Here is a 13,347-nt window from a genome sequence, read left to right as displayed (position 1 = left end):
GAGCGCAATGGACAATGCCGTCGCCTCCTCGCGGCAACCTGTCAACATTCTCGTCGTCGATGACTTGCCGCAACAGCACCTGGTGATGCGCACGATTCTCGAAGAGCTTGGCGAGAACGTGATTACGGTGGGATCGGGGCGCGAGGCGCTGAAGGCGGTGCTGGAACGCAACTTCGCGGTCATCCTGCTCGACGTGAACATGCCGGGCATGGACGGTCTCGAAACGGCGTCGCTGTTGCGCACTTATCGGCGCACGGCCAGCACGCCGATCATCTTCGTGACTGCGTATATCGACGAGTCGGAGATGAAGCGCGCCTATTCGCTGGGCGCCGTCGACTATATTTCCGCGCCCGTCGTGCCGGAGATTCTGCGCTCGAAGGTCAAGGTCTTTGTGGAAATGCACCGCATGCACAAGGAGCTGCTGCTGCGTGCGGACGAGCGCGAGGCGTTCGTGCGCGCGGAAGCGGGCAGGGCGGCCGCCGAACGCGCGCGGCAACGCGCCGATTTTCTGGCGGCCGCGAGCCACGTGCTGACGCGCTCGCTCGAAATCGATACGACATTGCAGCGTATCGCGGAGCTTGCATCGGGCGAACTTGCCGAGACGGCGTTCGTCGCGGTGAGAGGCATCGGCGAGTTCGCCGCGGACTATACGGCAAGGTCGGCGCGACGCAACGATCAGCATGCGCCGGATTTCGCGGCGTTCCAGGCCGGCACGCTCACGCAGGCTTTTCCCGGCGTGAATCGCTTCGTCGACAGATTGCTGCATGAGAGCAGCCCTGAAAACGAGCCGGGTATCGACGAGTTCGTTGCCGAAAGCATTAGCGACGCGCCGTCTTGCGAAGGCATCCGGTGTGTAAGCGCGTTTCCGCTGTTGACGGGCAGCCAGAAGGGCGTGCTCGTGCTCTGCTCGGCCGCAGGCCCGATGCCCGCCGAGCGGACCACGCTCGTTCAGGAGTTCGTCAGCCGCGCTGCCATCGCGCTCGAAAACGCGCTGCTGTTTTCGACGATTCGCGATGGCGACAGGCGCAAGAACGAGTTCCTCGCGATGCTCGCGCATGAACTGCGCAATCCTCTCGCGCCGATCGCCAATGCAGCCGCCGTGATGCGCAGCGCGAAGAAGGGCGATGCGGAAGTGCTGCGCTGGGCAAGCGAGATCGTCGGCACGCAGGTCGAGCATATGGTGCGCATCGTCGAAGATCTGCTGGACGTGTCGCGTATTGCGAGAGGCACGGTGACGCTGCGCAAGGCGCCTGTGCCGCTTTCCGTCGTGATCGGCCGCGCGGTGGAAACGAGCCGTCCCCATCTGATACGTCACTCGCAAACGTTGATATGCGACGAGGGGGCCGTCGATGCCGTCGTGGATGGCGACGTGGTCCGGCTCGCGCAGATCGTCGCGAACCTGCTGAACAACGCGTCCAAGTTCACGCCGCAAGGCGGACATATCTCGCTGTCGACGCGCTTTGCCGACGGCATCGCGTCGATTACCGTCGCCGACGACGGACAAGGCATCGACGCCGCATTCCTGCCACACGTGTTCGAGCTTTTCGCGCAAGCCGATGCGTCGCTGCATCGTTCGCTCGGGGGACTCGGCATCGGACTGACACTCGTTCGGCACCTGACGGAACTGCACGGCGGGTCCGTTCAGTGCAGGAGCGAAGGGCTCGGCAAAGGCTCGGAATTTACGATCCGCTTGCCCGGCACGATGACCGAGCGCATCACGCCCGTGCGCGCGACCGTCGTCCATCTGAACCGCAAGGCGGCGACGCGCGTTCTCGTCGTGGACGATCTCGTGGCTTCGGCGGAAAGCCTCGAAGCGTTGCTCGCGATACACGGCTACATCGTCCGATGCGCGACGGACGGCGCGTCCGCATTGAGTGTCGCCGCGGACATGAAGCCCGACGTGGTCGTGCTCGACATCGGATTGCCGGACATGACGGGCTACGAGCTTGCGCGATATCTGCGGCAGGGAAGCGCTTGTCCTCGCGCGTTGATGATCGCGCTAAGCGGCTATGGCCAGGAAGAGAACGTGCGGCAGGCGATGGAAGCGGGCGTCGACCACTATCTCGTCAAGCCCACCGATCCTGCGTCGCTACTCGATTTGCTGGCCACACGCGAAGAGGGCCGCGATTATGACGGCATGGCCGCAACGTGATTTCGTTTGCAGTTTTGTCCGATTGCGCAAACGGTTGTATGTGCGCACCCCGCGCACGAACTAGAATGAGATGAGCCGACGTCGCACGAATGCGCGTGATCGCGCGTCCCATTCATCCGCACGGGAGGATCAGCATGCCGACCTACCAGTATCGTTGCCAAAGTTGTGGTGAAACGTTCGAACATGCGGAGCACGTCGCAGAACATGCAACGGTGCAACTGAAATGTCCCAAATGCGGAAGCGACAAGGTGCAGCATGCACCCACGCCGTTTGTCGCGAAGACATCCAGGAAGAGTTGAGCGCCCGATCAAATCCCGCCGTCACGACGCGCGTCGTTGTGCGGTAAATGGATGCATCAAACACGTCTTAACGTCACGAGGTCGTGATGGCATGGCTCGTCATTCTGCATGGCGCCTACTGGCGCGACGTCTCACCCGAGGTGTTCAAGGAGCACGGGAAACGGGACGACTGGAGCCAGTTGGTTTGCGAAACCTTCGACGCGAGCGAAGACATCTGCGAAGCGGAGCATGACGGATTGAAAATCCTCATTCCGCGAAACACCGTCATTGCCGCAGTGAACCTGCAGGACCGGGAGCAGGCGAAGGGCTTTGTGTTGCCCGCTCCCGACGGCGACGTTCATCGCTGACGCCGCCGGACCTTGCGCTTCACCGGCCGCGTTCGCATCAGTCGCGAAGCGGACGGTGCGTTATTTTCCCGGCGTTCAGAAGGTCGACGGCTCTGCGATGCCGCGCGGCCTGTCGGCCTTCGTGTTTTCGGCAAAGGCGACGTCGGGCTTCATCGCGAAGCTCAACACGATTCCGCAGATCATAATCCCGATCGACAGCATGAAAGTCACGTTCCAGTTGCCGATGTGATCGACGACATAGCCTGCCACCACCGGGCTCACGATCGCCGCGATAAAGCCGTTGCCGCTCATGATTCCGCTTGCCGTGCCGGCGCGATCGTAGGCGATGTCCATCGGGATCGCCCACATCGGGCCGATGTTCATTTCATTGAAGAACATCGCGGCGCCGAGAAACACGAGCGAGTACACGGGATCGTGCAGCAGCACGACGGGCACCAGCGACAGACCCGTCAGCGCCATGCAGAACGCGACGAAATAGCTGCGCGCGAGCTTGACGTTGCCCGTCCTGCGCAACAGCCGGTCGCTGATGAGGCCGCCCACGAGATCGCCGACCACGCCTGCAATGAACACGCCGGATGTGAACACGACGGCCTTCTTGATGTTCAGATGGAAGCTGTGCATGAAGTAGAGCGGCATCCAGTCGAGCATCAGCCACAGAATCCAGTTGTAGCAGAAGTAGACGGCGGACACGGGCGCCATGCGGCGGTAGAGCCGCATCCACGTGCCGCGCGCGTCGGCGGGATGCGTCGTCTTCGGCGGCGGCAGGATGTCCAGTTCCTCGCGCGTGATGCGCGGATGATCGGCGGGCCGCTCCGTGTACGTCAGAAGCCACAGCACGAGCCATCCCGCGCTGAACGCGCCGAGCAGATAGAACGAGAAGCGCCAGTCGAACGCCGTCATCAGCGCGAGCACCAGCATCGGCGCGATCGCGTTGCCGAGTCTCGCGCACGAATGCGTGATGCCTTGCGCCATGCCGCGCTTGTCCTTCGTCACCCATGCGGCCATTGCGCTCGTCGATGCCGGAAAGGTCGCGCCTTCGCCGAGCCCCAGCAGCAGGCGCGCGGCGATCAGCGAGACGAATCCGCCCGCGAGGCCCGTGAGCGCCGTCGCGACGGCCCACACGGCCGCGCACGCGATCAGCGTGCGTCGTGCGCCGAAGCGGTCGCTGACCCATCCGCCGATGAACTGGAAGATCACATACGGATAGGCGAATGCGGAAAAGATCAGCCCCAGTTGCGTGTTCGTGAGCCCGAGCTCGCTCTTGAACTGACCCGCAGCCGTGCTGATGTTGACCCGGTCCACATAGGTGATGAGGTACATCAGGCACAGCATCGCCAGAACCACGGTCGTGGCCTTCGGCAGCGTTCGTTTCATGTCTCCTCCTCTTATGGATTCTGCTGCTAGCGCTTCGACGAACCAGCCGTGAACGCGGCGACGGCATCGCGAAACGCGCTGCTGCCGTAGACCGTCTCGATGAGGTCTTCATCGTCGAGGCGCTGTTCGACGACGATGCGCCGCAGGCTTTCCTTGACGGCATGCTGTGTCTCCTGCGACAGCGCGCTCAGGCGCTGCGCGAGCGTGCGCGCAGCGGCGTCCAGCGCGTCCTTTGCGCAGACTTCGTAGACGTAGCCGCATGCGAGCGCTTCGTCGGCGCCCAGATAGTCGGCGAGCATCAGCATCTTCTTGACGCGCGGCACGCCGAACGCCGCGTGAAGCCGCGCGATATTGCGCGACGACAGCGTGTTCGACAACGTCTTCGCGATCGGCGCGCCGAACTTCGACGCATCGCTGCACACGCGAAAATCGCACGCGGTCGCGAGCGCGAGCCCGCCGCCCACGGCCCAGCCGTCGATGACGGCGACTGTCGGCACGCGTATGCGTTCGACGGCGTCGATCACGCGTTCGACGAGGGCTTCATAGGCGACGCCCTGACGTCCGTTGCGAAAGTCGCTGAAATAGCCGATGTCGGTGCCCGATACGAACGACTTGCCGCCCGCGCCGCGGATCAGGATGCAGCGCACAGCCTCGTCGCGCTCGCATTGGTCGATCAGCGCGAGCAGCGTTTCGTACATCGGGATCGTCATCGCGTTGTGCCGCTCGGGACGGTCGATCAGAATCTCGGCCGTGCCCGCGTCGGGCATGCTCAACTTGACATGGTCGCTCATGGCTGCGCTCCGTTGATTTCGGCGAAGAGTTCGTCGTTGTGCTCGCCGAGCAGCGGCGGGTGGCGCCGCACTTGCTGCGGCGTGCCCAGCAGCTTGACGGGGAAGCCGATGTTCTTCACCTTGCCTTCGATCGGGTGATCGATCTCCATGCACATGCCGCGATGCTGGGCGTGCTCGCTGCCGAACGCCTCGGGATAGGAGAGGATCGGGCCCGCCGGGATGCCGGCCGCGAGCATCGTCTCGATCCAGTCCTCGCAGTCGCGTCGCGCGAACGACTGCTCGAGCGTTTCGATCAGCGCTTCGCGATTCTTGAGGCGCAGCGACACGGTTTCGTAGTCGGGATGCCGGAGGAGGTCGGGGCGCTCGAGCAACTCGCACAGGTTCGTCCACAGCTTCTGGTTGGTCGCGCCCATCACGAAGTAACCGTCGCGTGCCTCCACGGCCTGATAGGGCGCGCTCATCTTGTTGCTCGTGCCGAGCGGCGTCGGCGGCACGCCTGTGCCCCAGAAGTCCGACATGTCCCAGATCGAGAACGCCATCGCCGAGTCGAACAGCGATGCGTCGATGTGCTGTCCCTCGCCCGTCGCTTGCGCGCCGATGTACGCCGACAGCACGCCATAGACGGCAAAGAGCGCGCAGCCGATATCGGCGACAGGCACGCCCGCCTTCACGGGCTTGCCGCCCTTGTAGCCCGTCACGCTCATCACGCCCGACATCGCCTGCGCCATCAGATCGAAGCCCGGACGCGACGCCCACGGCCCGCTCTGACCGAACCCGGAGATGCTTGCGTACACGATCTTCGGATTGATCGCGCGAATCGACTCGTAGTCGATCCGCAGACGCTGCACGACGCCGGGCCGGTAGTTTTCGACGATGACGTCGGCCGTTTTCGCCAGCTTGTAGAAGAACTCGCGGCCTTCGTCGCTCTTCAGGTCCAGCGCGAGCGAACGCTTGTTGCGGTTCATGTTCAGAAAGCCCATGCTGTCGGGCCCCTTCATCTTGAAGCCCATTGCGCCGCGCGTCTGATCGCCTTCGAGCGGCTCGACCTTGATCACGTCGGCGCCGAGATCGGCGAGCAGCATGCAGGCAAACGGTCCTGCCATCACCTGGCTGACGTCCAGCACGCGGATGCCCTGCAGCGGTAACGCTTGCGCTTGTGCGGATTGCGCCGGTCGCGCGGATTGGTCGGTTTGCGCCATGTGAAGTCTCCTGAAAGGTTGTGCGAACGATCGCCGTGCGTGAAGAGCGCAAGGGCGGCAATCGATGGAATTGCATCGGCAGCGGCAAGAAGCGGGCTGCGGAAATGTCGGGGCGCGTGTGCGCGGCGCGGTGCGTGACGACCGCGTGGATGCTTCGGTGCTATGAGCCGAAGTGCGCCGCCCGTCGTGTTGTCTCCGGGTACTCGTTGTTTTTACAACTGTCACTCAGTCGGGAGACGGCGGCAAGCATCTAAGAATCATGGCTGGTTTCGCGAATCGCGAAAGGCGATGAGCGATCGCCGATTCAGCCTGGTATGGCTAGTTGAGGCCGGGGCGGTGGCAGGGTGTGGCCAGTGTATTTTGCGAGAGTAGGGCCAAGGTATGGGCCTGGCACGCGTCCTATCGCGGCGCGATCAACGCGTTGACGACGTTCTCCAGCGTCTGCGCCTGCGCATGCCCCTCGACGCACGAAAGCACATAGCTTCGCTGATGCCAGTCGCCTTGCAGTTCGGCGCGGGCGAGCGTTTCCTCGGGATGGAAGCTGTCCAGCACGGCGGGCGGCATCAGGCCGACGCCGAGACCGTGCCGCACGAACGCGAGCATCGTGTCGAAGCCGTTGACGGAAAAATCGTTGGTGAAGTGGCGGCCACGGCTGCGATACGCGCGCTGCACCGCGGAAAGAATCGCCGAGCCCTTGCCGAGGCTGACGAGAGGAATGTCGAACAGATCGTCGATGGCGATGGGCGTATCGGGAAACTGGAAATGCGGGCGGCTGTAGACGAGCACCAGACGGTCTTCGCGATACGGCAGTTGCGGCAGGTCCAGAAAGCCGCTCTTTTTCTCGTAGATGCCGATGTCGATCACCTTGTCGCGCAGCAACTGCTGAACGATCTTGCTGTTCTCCTCGACGATCTTCAGCGAGATGCCCGGGTACGTGCGTTGGATGCCCGCGATATCGCGCGCAAGAAATTCGATGACGACCGCCTTCGGCGCGCCGATGATGATGCGCCCCTCCAGTCCGTGAGCGAGCGTCTGTGCATCGCCCGCGAGCCGGTCGACGAGCGTGTCGATCTGGCGGATATAGCGCAGCAGCTTGTCGCCGGATTCGGTGACTTCGACGCCGTGCGGCACACGGCGAAACAGCTTTGCGCCGAGCTGCTCCTCCAGATCGGATACGCGGCGCGATGCGGCCGCCACTGCGAGCCCCAGCTTGTCCGCTGCCCGTGAAATGCTGCCTTCGTCCACGATGGCGAGGACCAGCCGAACGGTTGTCGTGTCGACTCTCACGATGATCGAATCTCCGGATTGAATGAGGGCGGGTGAGCGAGATTGTCCGTCAGCCGCACGCGGGTGACTAGCGCAGTTGCAGCTGACCGTTCGTCGAGTGGCAATCAGTTTTCGGTGCGGCGCTCTATGGAAACTGTCTGTGAAACAGGCACGGGTCCGCTGACCGTCGCGACGTAGCCGATGTCGGGTGCGGGCGTCGACGGGTCCGCATTCGACAACGCCAGCGCATTTCGTCCCGCTTGAAACGGCACGTAGACCGTGATGGCGCCCATGCTTGCGTCGCCGCGAGTCGGAGGGAAGGCGAGCATCGTGGGCCGCTGGCCGTTCATCGTCAGATGCGCAAAGACGGTTCGCGCGCTGTCGTTGACGTAGCCGATTTCGATGAAGCCCCCGCGCGCGTCCGACGCCATTCCGCTGAAATTCACCGTGCCGAGGCCCGTCACCTTCATGCCGCTCGCGCACGTTGGGCAGCGCGCAGAGACGGCGCCGCCGGCCAGCGGACCCGGTTGCCACATCACGGGCGCAGGATCAGTGCCGCTTATCGTGAGCATGACCACGCCTCCGGCGGGCACGCCAGGTGCCGTATAGGACGTCGCAAACCGGCCGAGATCCTTCCGGGCCCACACGTCCCGCACCGTTGCCTGCGATGACGGAACGAGGCCGAGCGAATCCCATGTGACCGTCATCGGCGCAGCCTTCGCGGAGTTGTTGAAGAGCACGACCGCTCGCTGTCCCGTTCCCGCGAGCAGCTTCGCCCACACCTGGAGGCGGCCTGACTGCGCGACCAGCAGACCTTGCAGGCCTAGCGCATCCTGATCGATTGCGAGCACTTCGGGATTCGTCAGCAGGCGTGCCGTGTCGGGTGAGAGCGGCTTCGCCAGATCGTTGCCGAGGATCATCGGCGCGCCGGAAATCGCCCACAGGCTGATGTGCGCCTGGTCGTGAAGGGCCGACATCCGCATGCCGGCGACCATCATGTCGGGATCGTTGTAGAAGCCGGTATGCTGTCCCGCCGGATGAAGGTTGCCGGCCAGGTTGTAGATCACGCTATCGAAGTCCGGCGTGATGTCGCGCGTGGTTCGCCACATCGCGCCGACGCCGGCGCCCCATGCCCACGGCCCTTCGTTGTAGTCGGGAAACGATGTGTCGGTGGGTATCGTGCCCCAGTCGCAGAGGCTGAGCGTCAGGAGATGGCTCGTCTGCGCATAAGCCCGCTTGATGGACTGAGCAATGGAGCGATAGGTCTTCTCCGGATCGTAGCCTTTCGCCGCGCCCCCGCAAAAATCGACCTTGATGAAGTCGAATCCCCATTGGGCGAATTGCAGAAAGTCGTGATCGTAGTGTGCCGGATCGCTTCCGACGAAATGCGTGCCATCGGCCCGCTTGCCGCAGCCTCGCGGGCCCGCATCGATATAGATGCCCGCCTTCAGCCCCTTGTCGTGGATATATCGCGCAATGGCCTGCATGCCGCCGGGCCATTGCGCCGTATCGACGATAAAGTTGCCGCTTGCGTCTCGTTGTCCCGAGAGCCACCAGCCTTCGTCGATGTTCACGTACTTGTATCGATGACCCGAAGCAATGCGCGCGTTCAGCGCCGCCAGTCCGTCGGTCTGCGCCTTGATGACGTCGTGGTTCACGCCTTCGCCCAGACTGTTCCATGATGACCAGCCCATAGGCGGCGGAGGCACGGGTATTTGCGTCGCACGACGCGTGACGTCGGGCGCGTGCGTGGAATGCGCCGCTTCGCCATTTGCAGAGTCGGTGACGCGGCCGCACGCGCACAGGCTCGCAATGAGCAATAGAGCAACGAACACGCGCCGATGACAATGCAATCGCATAGCCGTCTCCAGACAGGGCCGCACGAAGTCAGTCTAATAGCAGGCGCGCAGAAAGTTTTTTCGCGGATTTGCGGGAGGAAGGAGGGGTTGGGCTGCGACCGGCCACTTCTTGTCAAAGGTTCGACGCGCGCTAACGTCCGCTCTCGGCTCGGCTGCCGACGTTCGGGCCGTCGATTCGATCTGCGGTTGCCGCTCATTGTGCGTGCCGTCGCCTCGATACGGATCGGTCACGAAGCAAGCACGGTTCCCGTTTAGACGGGTCTGCCAATGGCTTGATGAACATGGCGAGTCGCGCCAGGACATCTTCGATCGGGATAACGTGCGTTGCGAGCCGCGCCCGATTCACGCGGGTTCGGCGCAACTGCACACATTCATCCGGGTCGCGCTTGCCTGAAGCCTGCGGCGCGCGCGACCCGCGCGCAGACGTGCTATCGGCGCGCTTCCATCGCCATCCGAACGGCCAGGCCCGTCAATACAGTTCCCATCATCCAGCGCTGGATCGAAAGCCATCTGGGCCGGCGCGCGAGAAATCCGGCGATCGAACCCGCGCTTATCGCGATTACCGCGTTCACGCTGATGCTCAACGCAATCTGTACGAACCCGAGTGCGAGCGATTGGCCGAGCACGCTGCCGTGCCGCGGATCGATGAACTGCGGCAGCAGCGAAAGATAAAGCACCGCGATTTTCGGATTCAACACATTCGTCACGAAGCCCATCGTGAACAGCGTGCGCGGACTATCGGCGGGCAGGTCGCGCACCTGGAACGGCGAACGTCCACCCGGCTTTACCGCTTGCCACGCAAGCCAAAGCAGATAGAGCGCGCCGCCGAAGCGCAAAGCGTCATACGCGAACGGCACCGCGAGTAGCAGCGCAGTGATGCCAAGTGCCGCACACAACATATAGACGACGAAGCCGAGCGCGACGCCGCCTAGCGAGATCAGCCCCGCGGCGCGGCCCTGGCAGATCGATCGTGAGACGAGGTAAATCATGTTCGGGCCCGGCGTAAGCGCGATGCCCAGTGCGACGAGGCCAAAGGCCAGAAGAGAAGTGTGTTCAGGCATTGCATGTCTCCATGACAAGATCGCGATACCTCTCGTATCGGCACGCATTGCGTCCATGAGGAGCCGGGCGAAACCGGGATGTGTGATGCCATGCACGCCCGGCGAGGCGGCTTAATCGACCGGCGGAAAGTCGACGTCGGTGCCGTTGATACGATTGAAGGTATTGGTGAAGATGCCGAGCGCAATGGTCAGCGAGATCTCCGCCAGTTGGGCGTCGGTGTAGCCGGCCGCGCGGATGGCATTAAATTCGTCGTCGCTGATCGTGCCGCTCGTGGTATGCAGGTGGGACACGAAGCGCACCAACGCATCACGCCTGGCGTCACCGGTGGGCTGCCCCGCGCGAATGGCGCGCAGCGCATCGGCCGGCAGGCCCACCAGTTTGCCCACGAAGCTGTGTGCGGCCACACAAACGTCGCAACCGGTTTTCTCGCTGACTAGCAGCTTGATGGTTTCGTGCTCTTGCCGGCTCAGGCTGCCCGCGTTCAATGTGCCCTGGGCGTCGAGCACCGCAGCCAAAGACGCCGGTACAAGATAGCCCAACGCGGCGTATGTATTGGGGACGCGGCCACCGGAAATCTTCTTTACCCGCGCATAGATATCGGCAGTGGCGCCGGTGGCGGACTCGATGTCGGGAATAGCGATACGGCTCATAGTGTGACTCTTCATCAGATGTGGCGGGAATAGCGATACGGCTCACGGTGTGACTCTTCATCGGATGGCCAGAACTCAGGAAAACGGACGCAGCGCCAGTTCGAGGCCCAGGACCACGAGAAAGAGGAGAAAGCAGCGGCGGAAGGTCTTCGGGCTGATCCTCTGCCGCACGATCGAGCCCAGCCACATGCCGACGAGAGCGGGAAGGACAGCCAGCATCGACAGACCAAGCTGGTCAAGCCGGAACGCGCCATGAGCCAGGAGCCCTCCTGCGAGAGCAACTGTGGAGACGGTGAACGAAAGGCCGAGAGCCTGCACGAGCTCGTCTTTCTGAAGCCCCAACGATTGCAGATAGGGCACAGCCGGAAGCGTGAAGACGCCGGTGGCGCCAGTCAACAACCCGGTAACAATGCCGATGACGGGCGAAAGCCAGGGCTCGACCCGTTCCGAGGTTGAGATAGCCGGCGAAAACAGTGCATAGGCTGCATAGGCAATCAGGGCGATTCCCAAAGCACGGCCCGACCAGACGGGATCGACGACTACCAGCAGTCGCGCCCCCAGAACAGTACCGATCACGATGCAGAGCATCATTAGCCACAGCCGTCGCATGAGGCGGAGTTTGTCTCGCCCAACGAGCATCTGCCACACGTTGGTCACGAACGACGGAATGATCAGGATCGCCGCCGCCGTAAGCGGCGACATGACAGCCCCGAGCAGGCCCATGGCAACCGTGGGCAAGCCCATTCCGGTCACGCCTTTAACCACACCGGCTCCGAGAAACGTGGCAAGGAGCAGGCAGGTCAATCCGAAGGTCAGAGTATTCATGCACGGTATTACGCCTCCAACCGGAAACTGGCACAATGCGGTTTTTCCGATGCCACCTTCGGATTGTCCGAAGGGAAATCTGTCTTGGTGAATGTATGAGATTCGATCTCGCGGATCTGCGTCTGTTCGTTTGTGTGGTCGATGCTGGCAGCATTACAGCCGGGGCCCGGCAGGCGAATCTCGCACTGGCGTCGGCAAGCGAGCGGATCAGTAACATCGAGTCGGATGCCGGTGTCGTTCTGCTCGAAAGAAGCCGCAGGGGCGTGGTAACGACCGAGGCAGGAGAGGCGTTAGCGCACCATGCGCGTCTGATACTCCGACAGCACAGCCTGTTGCAGGGAGAACTGCGCGACTATGGCGCCGGTGCGCGAGGTACGTTGCTGCTGTACGCGAATACGGCAGCGCTGACTGGCCTCTTGCCGCAGAAGCTTGCCCCGTGGCTTGCGCAGCGTCCGCGTCTGAAGATCGATCTGAGAGAGCGGACGAGTGCCGAGATTGTGAAGATGATCGGCGCAGGACTGGCCGAAGCGGGTGTGGTATCGGATGCAGTCAACCCGACAGGTCTCACAATCCAGCCTGTCGCCAGTGACCATCTCGTCCTGATTGTTCCTGTTGCGCACAGACTCGCGGAATCGAAGGAAGTTTGCTTTGCCGATGTTACGGGTGAGCAGTTCGTTGGCCTTGAGGCCGGGAGCGCGCTTCAGGATCACATCGACAAACACGCTGCCGATCTGCGCAAGACGTTAGCACTCCGTATTCGCATGAAAAACTTCGAGGGATCGTGCCAGATGGTATCGCAGGGGGTGGGAGTAGCGATCATCCCACTGGCGGTCGCCCGGCGCTTTCGACGCAGATATCCGTTCAAGACTATTACGATCAGCGATGGCTGGGCGCGCAGACGGCTTTGTCTGTGCTTCCAGCAATGGCACACGCTGTCTGCGCCGATGCAAAGCCTGCTGACGCATCTCGGCGGCGGAGCGCCGAGCGCTTAGCCGCGCGGCCGGCTGCGGTCGACGTTCCGGATCGTCATTCGTACCCGCATTACAGCGCGGCCTGCGGTGGGTTCCGGAAGCTGATTGCCATGCGGTTATACGCGTTCATCAAGCCTATCGCGATCGTGAGATCCACGATTTCGCGTTCGTCGAATATCTTTCGCGCAGCTTCGTATGCGTCATCGGGAACGCCCGTCTCGGCGACGCGCGTCACGGTTTCCGCCCACGCCAAGGCTGCACGTTCGCGCTCGTCGAAGAGCATGCCGGCTTCGGCCCATGCCTGCACCAGCGCGAGCTTCTCCACGTTTTGTCCTCTTTTGAGCAGATCGCGGGTGTGCATATCGAGGCAGTACGCGCAGTTATTGATTTGGGAGATCCGCAGGTACACGAGATCGACCAGTATCGGCGAAAGGTCGCTCTGCATGACGTATCCATACACGCCTCCAAGGGCTTTGACGCCTGCGGGTGCAACCTGGTTGTAGTCGAGACGTTTCATGTCAGCTCTCCATGTTCGATGGGTGTCGTCGGGAT

At 62.7% G+C, this 13,347-nt stretch carries 13 protein-coding genes; 4 read left to right on the top strand and 9 right to left on the bottom strand.

Going from position 1 to position 13,347, the window contains the following annotated elements:
• The first annotated feature begins 7 nt into the window (after positions 1 to 7).
• The 3 genes from VSR68_RS04345 (at position 8) to VSR68_RS04335 (ending at position 2,798) form a co-directional block, all read left to right on the top strand.
• Positions 8 to 2,152 carry a response regulator gene (locus VSR68_RS04345; RefSeq protein WP_342938612.1) on the top strand — a complete coding sequence of 715 codons (2,145 nt, stop codon included), beginning with the start codon at positions 8 to 10 and terminating at the stop codon, positions 2,150 to 2,152.
• Between the two features lie 134 nt (positions 2,153 to 2,286).
• Positions 2,287 to 2,451 carry an FmdB family zinc ribbon protein gene (locus VSR68_RS04340; protein ID WP_152761854.1) on the top strand — a complete coding sequence of 55 codons (165 nt, stop codon included), beginning with the start codon at positions 2,287 to 2,289 and terminating at the stop codon, positions 2,449 to 2,451.
• An 86-nt stretch (positions 2,452 to 2,537) separates the two neighbouring features.
• Positions 2,538 to 2,798, top strand: a complete 261-nt coding sequence (locus tag VSR68_RS04335) for a hypothetical protein (RefSeq protein ID WP_342938611.1) — start codon at positions 2,538 to 2,540, stop codon at positions 2,796 to 2,798.
• A 75-nt stretch (positions 2,799 to 2,873) separates the two neighbouring features.
• Here VSR68_RS04335 and VSR68_RS04330 read toward each other — a convergent pair whose 3' ends face one another.
• From VSR68_RS04330 to VSR68_RS04295, 8 genes are all read right to left on the bottom strand, one after another.
• Positions 2,874 to 4,172 carry an MFS transporter gene (locus VSR68_RS04330; RefSeq protein WP_342938610.1) on the bottom strand — a complete coding sequence of 433 codons (1,299 nt, stop codon included), beginning with the start codon at positions 4,170 to 4,172 and terminating at the stop codon, positions 2,874 to 2,876.
• A 26-nt stretch (positions 4,173 to 4,198) separates the two neighbouring features.
• Positions 4,199 to 4,963, bottom strand: coding sequence for an enoyl-CoA hydratase (locus VSR68_RS04325; protein ID WP_342938609.1), 765 nt, complete (start codon positions 4,961 to 4,963; stop codon positions 4,199 to 4,201).
• Complete coding sequence (locus VSR68_RS04320; protein ID WP_342938608.1) at positions 4,960 to 6,162, bottom strand: CoA transferase; 1,203 nt, start codon at positions 6,160 to 6,162, stop codon at positions 4,960 to 4,962. Before VSR68_RS04320 ends, VSR68_RS04325 begins: the two co-directional genes overlap by 4 nt.
• Positions 6,163 to 6,561: 399 nt before the next feature.
• The gene (locus tag VSR68_RS04315; protein WP_342938607.1) at positions 6,562 to 7,449 is read right to left on the bottom strand and encodes a LysR family transcriptional regulator; all 888 of its coding nucleotides are present in this window, start codon (positions 7,447 to 7,449) and stop codon (positions 6,562 to 6,564) included.
• 104 nt (positions 7,450 to 7,553) lie between these two features.
• Positions 7,554 to 9,122, bottom strand: coding sequence for an alpha-galactosidase (locus VSR68_RS04310; protein ID WP_342938974.1), 1,569 nt, complete (start codon positions 9,120 to 9,122; stop codon positions 7,554 to 7,556).
• Between the two features lie 593 nt (positions 9,123 to 9,715).
• On the bottom strand, positions 9,716 to 10,348 hold the full coding sequence (locus VSR68_RS04305; RefSeq protein ID WP_342938606.1) for a LysE family translocator: 633 nt from the start codon (positions 10,346 to 10,348) through the stop codon (positions 9,716 to 9,718).
• Positions 10,349 to 10,459: 111 nt separating this feature from the next.
• A complete protein-coding gene (locus tag VSR68_RS04300; protein WP_342938605.1) occupies positions 10,460 to 10,999 on the bottom strand; it encodes a carboxymuconolactone decarboxylase family protein in 540 nt (179 codons plus the stop codon).
• 75 nt (positions 11,000 to 11,074) lie between these two features.
• Positions 11,075 to 11,824, bottom strand: a complete 750-nt coding sequence (locus VSR68_RS04295; protein ID WP_342938604.1) for a sulfite exporter TauE/SafE family protein — start codon at positions 11,822 to 11,824, stop codon at positions 11,075 to 11,077.
• A gap of 95 nt (positions 11,825 to 11,919) precedes the next feature.
• On the opposite strand from VSR68_RS04295, the gene VSR68_RS04290 reads away from it, so the two are divergent.
• Positions 11,920 to 12,816 carry a LysR family transcriptional regulator gene (locus VSR68_RS04290; RefSeq protein ID WP_342938603.1) on the top strand — a complete coding sequence of 299 codons (897 nt, stop codon included), beginning with the start codon at positions 11,920 to 11,922 and terminating at the stop codon, positions 12,814 to 12,816.
• Positions 12,817 to 12,865: 49 nt separating this feature from the next.
• On the opposite strand, the gene VSR68_RS04285 is transcribed toward VSR68_RS04290, so the two are convergent.
• Positions 12,866 to 13,312 carry a carboxymuconolactone decarboxylase family protein gene (locus tag VSR68_RS04285; protein ID WP_342938602.1) on the bottom strand — a complete coding sequence of 149 codons (447 nt, stop codon included), beginning with the start codon at positions 13,310 to 13,312 and terminating at the stop codon, positions 12,866 to 12,868.
• Positions 13,313 to 13,347: the final 35 nt, after the last annotated feature.

This window comes from Paraburkholderia phymatum (assembly GCF_038900715.1).
GTDB lineage: Bacteria > Pseudomonadota > Gammaproteobacteria > Burkholderiales > Burkholderiaceae > Paraburkholderia > Paraburkholderia phymatum_A.
Note: the sequence above shows the minus strand (reverse complement) of the source record. Positions and strands in the feature narration are given on the sequence as shown.

Coding starts and splice junctions, on each gene's coding strand:
- VSR68_RS04305 (WP_342938606.1), bottom strand. CDS start 10,348: ATGCCTGAACACACTTCTCTTCTGGCCTTTGGCCTCGTCGCACTGGGC.
- VSR68_RS04330 (WP_342938610.1), bottom strand. CDS start 4,172: ATGAAACGAACGCTGCCGAAGGCCACGACCGTGGTTCTGGCGATGCTG.
- VSR68_RS04320 (WP_342938608.1), bottom strand. CDS start 6,162: ATGGCGCAAACCGACCAATCCGCGCGACCGGCGCAATCCGCACAAGCG.
- VSR68_RS04290 (WP_342938603.1), top strand. CDS start 11,920: ATGAGATTCGATCTCGCGGATCTGCGTCTGTTCGTTTGTGTGGTCGAT.
- VSR68_RS04295 (WP_342938604.1), bottom strand. CDS start 11,824: ATGAATACTCTGACCTTCGGATTGACCTGCCTGCTCCTTGCCACGTTT.
- VSR68_RS04285 (WP_342938602.1), bottom strand. CDS start 13,312: ATGAAACGTCTCGACTACAACCAGGTTGCACCCGCAGGCGTCAAAGCC.
- VSR68_RS04345 (WP_342938612.1), top strand. CDS start 8: ATGGACAATGCCGTCGCCTCCTCGCGGCAACCTGTCAACATTCTCGTC.
- VSR68_RS04340 (WP_152761854.1), top strand. CDS start 2,287: ATGCCGACCTACCAGTATCGTTGCCAAAGTTGTGGTGAAACGTTCGAA.
- VSR68_RS04300 (WP_342938605.1), bottom strand. CDS start 10,999: ATGAGCCGTATCGCTATTCCCGACATCGAGTCCGCCACCGGCGCCACT.
- VSR68_RS04310 (WP_342938974.1), bottom strand. CDS start 9,122: ATGGGCTGGTCATCATGGAACAGTCTGGGCGAAGGCGTGAACCACGAC.
- VSR68_RS04325 (WP_342938609.1), bottom strand. CDS start 4,963: ATGAGCGACCATGTCAAGTTGAGCATGCCCGACGCGGGCACGGCCGAG.
- VSR68_RS04335 (WP_342938611.1), top strand. CDS start 2,538: ATGGCATGGCTCGTCATTCTGCATGGCGCCTACTGGCGCGACGTCTCA.